At 67.3% G+C, this 4395-nt stretch carries 4 protein-coding genes; all 4 read right to left on the bottom strand.

Translation table 11 applies throughout. From position 1 onward, the window contains the following. A partial coding sequence (locus VFG33_RS00870) for an NB-ARC domain-containing protein (RefSeq protein ID WP_325021277.1) occupies nucleotides 1-1291 on the bottom strand: 1291 nt, incomplete at its 3' end. A 121-nt stretch (nucleotides 1292-1412) separates the two neighbouring features. Continuing rightward, complete coding sequence (gene istB, locus VFG33_RS00865) at nucleotides 1413-2201, bottom strand: IS21-like element helper ATPase IstB (protein WP_325021275.1); 789 nt, start codon at nucleotides 2199-2201, stop codon at nucleotides 1413-1415. Beyond that, the gene (gene istA, locus VFG33_RS00860) at nucleotides 2201-3718 is read right to left on the bottom strand and encodes an IS21 family transposase (protein ID WP_325021273.1); all 1518 of its coding nucleotides are present in this window, start codon (nucleotides 3716-3718) and stop codon (nucleotides 2201-2203) included. Before istA ends, istB begins: the two co-directional genes overlap by 1 nt. Before the next feature lie 35 nt (nucleotides 3719-3753). Beyond that, a complete protein-coding gene (locus VFG33_RS41375) occupies nucleotides 3754-4269 on the bottom strand; it encodes an NB-ARC domain-containing protein (RefSeq protein ID WP_524538112.1) in 516 nt (171 codons plus the stop codon). Nucleotides 4270-4395: the final 126 nt, after the last annotated feature.

The following is a 4395-nucleotide window of genomic DNA, read 5'->3' as shown; positions in this document are numbered from 1 at the left end:
CACGATCGGTCACCGGTATCGGTGTGGCAGTCGGAGCAGACTTGCAGTCAGGACGATCGTGTGCGGGGAACAGGAAGTCGTCAGCGGTGTGGGCGGTGTGGGCGTACCAGCTGAGTAGGGCGCGCAGAGCGTCGTCTCGGTCGGCGGGGGTGTCGTCGTGGCGGGCGCGCTCGGCGGCGTAGGCCCGCAGGAGGTCATGGAACCGGTACCGGTCGCGGTCGACGAGTTCGATGAGGTGGACCTCGGCTAGGTCGTCGAGGAGCCGACGAGCGACGGCGAGGTTCACCTCGCCGACCGCGGCGGCGGCGTGCACGCTGAGCTCAGGACCGATATGCAGGCCAAGGCGGCGGAACATCCGGGCTTGCGGCTCCGGCAAAGCGGTGTAGGACCAGTCGAAAACTGCTCGTACGGCGGTGCGCTCGTCGGCTGAGCGGCTCAACACCTCGAGGTGGCGGCCGTGGGCCATGTCGGTAAGGACCTCGGCGACGGCGGTACGGGGGCGGGCGGTGATCAGGCTCGATGCGATCCGTAACCCCAACGGCAGCCGCGCACAAACCCGGATCAGCTCCGTCACCGCGTCAGGCTCCGCCTCGGCGCGCTGTGCGCCGACGATGCCGCGTACCAGGTCGAGTGCTTCGATTGGGGTGAACAGGCCGAGGGTGATACGGGTCGCGGCTTCGCCGATGACCAGTCCGGTCAGGCTCGCCCGGCTGGTTACCAGCACCAGACATCCCGGGGCGCCGGGCAGCAGTGGCCGGACCTGTTCGGCGGCGTTGGCGTTGTCGAGCACGATCAGGACCCGCCGCCCCGCCAGGACCGTCCGGTACAACCCAGCCTGTGCCTCTACCCCTGCCGGAATCCGCTCCGCCGGCACACCCAGCGCACGCAGGAACCCGTCCAGCACCTCCGCCGCGATCGCCGGTTCGCCAGGACCGTAACCGCGCAGATTGATGTACAGCGTGCCGTCGGGGAACCGGCCTTGCACCCGGTGCGCCCAGAACACCGCCAACGTGGTCTTGCCGACACCCGCAGTTCCGTCCAACGCGGAAATCACTACCGCTCCCGTACCAGAACCGGCGACGTCGTCGCTGGGCAGCAGCGCGTCGAGCGCAGCCAGGTGCTCGGCGCGGCCGGTGAAATCCCGCACCGCCAACGGCAACTGCCGCGGTGGCAGCGCCGTCTCCGCCCGCGCGAATCCTGCCAGCGATATCGACTGGATCAACCCGGCCTGCACGACAGGACCAGCTACCCAGCCATTGCTCTCGTTGTGCACATTCGACTCGTCTGCCACAGACCCCAGTGTCAATGGCCAGTTTGTTCTCCCCGTAGGCGGCCAGATGTTCTCCCCACTGACGGCCAGATAGATCTCCCCAACGGCGGCCAGATAATTCCCCGCCTGGGTGGAACCCCGCTCACCGCAACGGTCTCACCCCCTGCCCCGAGGTCGCCTGCGCGAGACGGAAGCTGTCACCTTGGGTAACAACCACATGCGCGTGATGCAGCAACCGATCAACCGTGGCAGTGGCCAAGGTTTTCGGCATGATCTCGTCGAACCCCGACGGATGCAGATTCGAACTCACCGCGAGCGCGCGACGTTCATAAGCAGCATCAACCAGCCGGTAGAACCCCTCGGCAGCATCAGGACTGACCGGCAACAGACCGATATCATCGATAATGATCAGGTCCGTGCGAATCAGCCGAGCCAACGCCCGGGTGATGGAATCATCGACCCGGTGCCGGCGCACCAGCGCGCCGAGGTCCTCGATGGTGAACCACGCGACGGTCAGCCCGGCCTCGATCGCGGCCTGCCCCAGCGCTTCACAGAAGTGCGATTTGCCGGTCCCTGACGGGCCACAGATGCACAGATTTTCCTTGTTCCGCACCCATTCCAAGGTTTTCAGCGAGTCCTGCGTGGGCCGCGCGATCGACGATGCCTGCTCGTCCCAGTCGCCGAAGGTCTTGCCCGCGGGGAACGCGGCGCGTTTGCGGCGGGTCCGCAGGTTCGCCGCGTCGCGGCCGGCGGCTTCCTCGGCGAGCAGCACCCGCACGACCTCGGCCGGGTCCCAGCGTTGCGCTTTCGCGGTCGGGATCAGGTCGGTCAATGCGCGCCGCAGGTGCGGCAGTTTCAGCCGTTTCGTCAACGCGACGGCTTCGGCGAGAGGGTCACCGGCGGGGCCGGCGACGCGTAGTCCAGAGGTCATCACAGGTCACTTTCAGAGTCGTTGTCGCTGGTGGGGAGGCCGAAGTTGGACCAAGCCGAGGTGCCCGGCTGCAGACTGTGGTCCTCACTGGCCCGCGACGGTTCGCCGGTGTCGCGGCCGGTGTGGTGGGTCAGGATGCGCATCAAGTCGTTCTCGGCGAACCGCCCCGCGAACGCCGCGATCCCCAATGCCCGATCAACCTCTTCGGCGGGGTGCAGCTTCGCCAGGGTGACCGCCTCGGCCATTTTCGGGCGGATCCGGCGGGCGCCGGTCGCGGCGGCCTCGGTCAGCCACGCCGCCGCTCCGCTGCCCAGCGCCAGAAACGCCGCCTCCTCCGCCGAGGTCGCCCGCGGAACGCGGTCGCCGTGGTGATCAGGCCGCGGCGGGTAGTGCTCGTCGTTGATCGACGGATTGCCCGGTGTCGACCGCTCGTGCCGGGCGACCTCGGTGGGACCGTTCTCGTCGACGGCGGTGACGATCAGGTCGTCGCCGTGGAACCGGACCCAGACCCGGGAGTCGACCAGCGGGTGCGGCACCGAATACCGCACCCCCTCGACCGAGACCGTGCCGTCCCAGTTCACCCGGCGGGTGGTGCCGAACACGACAGTGAAAGGCTTACCGGTCAACGGATGCAGCCGTGTCCGCTCCTCCGCGAGCGCCTCGGCTGGGCGGCGGCGGGTCTCGCGATGCGGCCGGTCGTTGACCTGCTCGCAGAACTCCCGGCACGCCGCCTCGAGCTCACCGAAGCTGCGGTACTCGCCCAGCAGGTTGGTGTCGGTGGGCACCAGGTCCGCCTTCGCGATCCGCACCGTTGCCTCCGATCCGCCCTTGGATTGCGGGTCCGCGGGGACGCAGGTGCGGATCGTCATGCCGTAGTGCCGGCCCACCTCGACGATGTCGGGGTTGCGGACCGCGATCGACGCGATGTGGTCGACCGACACCGTTTTTTCGTTGTCTGTCAACGCATACGTCGGAACACCGCCGATCCTTCGTAGGGTGGTGTCCAGGCACGCCACGATCGTCGGCAGGGTTTTGTCCATCACCGGGATCACCACTCGGAACCTCGACCACGCTAGCCACGCGCACCACAGCTGGGTCTGCCGGCCACCGATTTTCGGGCCGTGGCCCCAATCCCACTGCAACCACAGTCCTGGTTCCACGATCCACGGCCGGAACACCCGCCGCTGGCCGGCCCGCAACCGCTGTTTCACCTGCGCGACAACGCGTCGGGTGGTGCGTTCACCGCCGGTGAACCCCATCGCGGTGATCCGCTGATGCACCACATCGGCGCGGACCTTGCCGTTGGACCGCACCACCAGCTCCTCGATCTTCGGCAGGTACTCGTCGATCGGGCGGACGCGGTGTTCGCGCGCTACCGGGGCTTCGCCCGCGTCTCGCAGGGCTACATATCGCGCGACGGTGTGGTGGTCGCACCCGGCCAGTTCGGCCGCGGCGCGGTAACTCCACGTGAGGTCGTATGCCTCGAGGATCTCCATGATCTCCCTGCTGTTCTTCACGCCGCGCAGCCTTGCCGCACGACATCCCGGACTGTTTACCGGGGAGATATCTGGCCGTCCACGGGGAACCCGGTGGCCATCTGTGGGGCCTTATCTGGCCGCCTACGGGGAGTATTCCTTGGCCACTGACAGGTCACGATGGTCATAGAGTCCGGCCCAGCGGGAAGCAGCGGAAGCACCTGCGCGGCTGACGCGACGTCATCCAAGAGCACCGCAACACGATGATCCGCGGTCGCGGTGCGGAACAGCGCCGCTCGCTGGCTGACGTCCGCCGGCATGTCGGCGGAAGACACTCCCAGCGCGATCAGGAACCCACGCAGAACCTCGCCCGGGTCAGCCGGGTGAACTAGACGTGACCCATTCAGATCAACGTATAGGTTGGTCTGCGAAAATGTCTGACTTCTGCGGTGCAGCCAGGTTAGCGCCAGAGCGGTCTTGCCCACGCCGCCCATGCCGTTGAGCACAACGAGCCTGCGTTGACTCGCTCCTCGACTCCATACGCGGTCCAGCTCGCTCAGCAGAGCGTCCCGGCCGATGAGCCACGGCGGCATGGGCGGCAGTTGACGAGGCCACCGCAAGGATGGAGCAGGGGTCTCATGCGGTGATGGGGCGCCGAATTTCGTCCCAAGACCTTCGTGACTGTCCGCAAGCCCGTAGAGTTCGTTTCCCGTGATCCC

The organism is Kribbella sp., from assembly GCF_035687465.1.
In the GTDB taxonomy this organism is placed as follows: Bacteria; Actinomycetota; Actinomycetes; order Propionibacteriales; family Kribbellaceae; genus Kribbella.
The sequence above is the reverse complement of the archived record's forward strand: the minus strand, read 5'-3'. Positions and strand labels throughout refer to the sequence as shown.

Coding starts and splice junctions, on each gene's coding strand:
- istB (WP_325021275.1), bottom strand. CDS start 2,201: ATGACCTCTGGACTACGCGTCGCCGGCCCCGCCGGTGACCCTCTCGCC.
- VFG33_RS41375 (WP_524538112.1), bottom strand. CDS start 4,269: ATGCCGCCGTGGCTCATCGGCCGGGACGCTCTGCTGAGCGAGCTGGAC.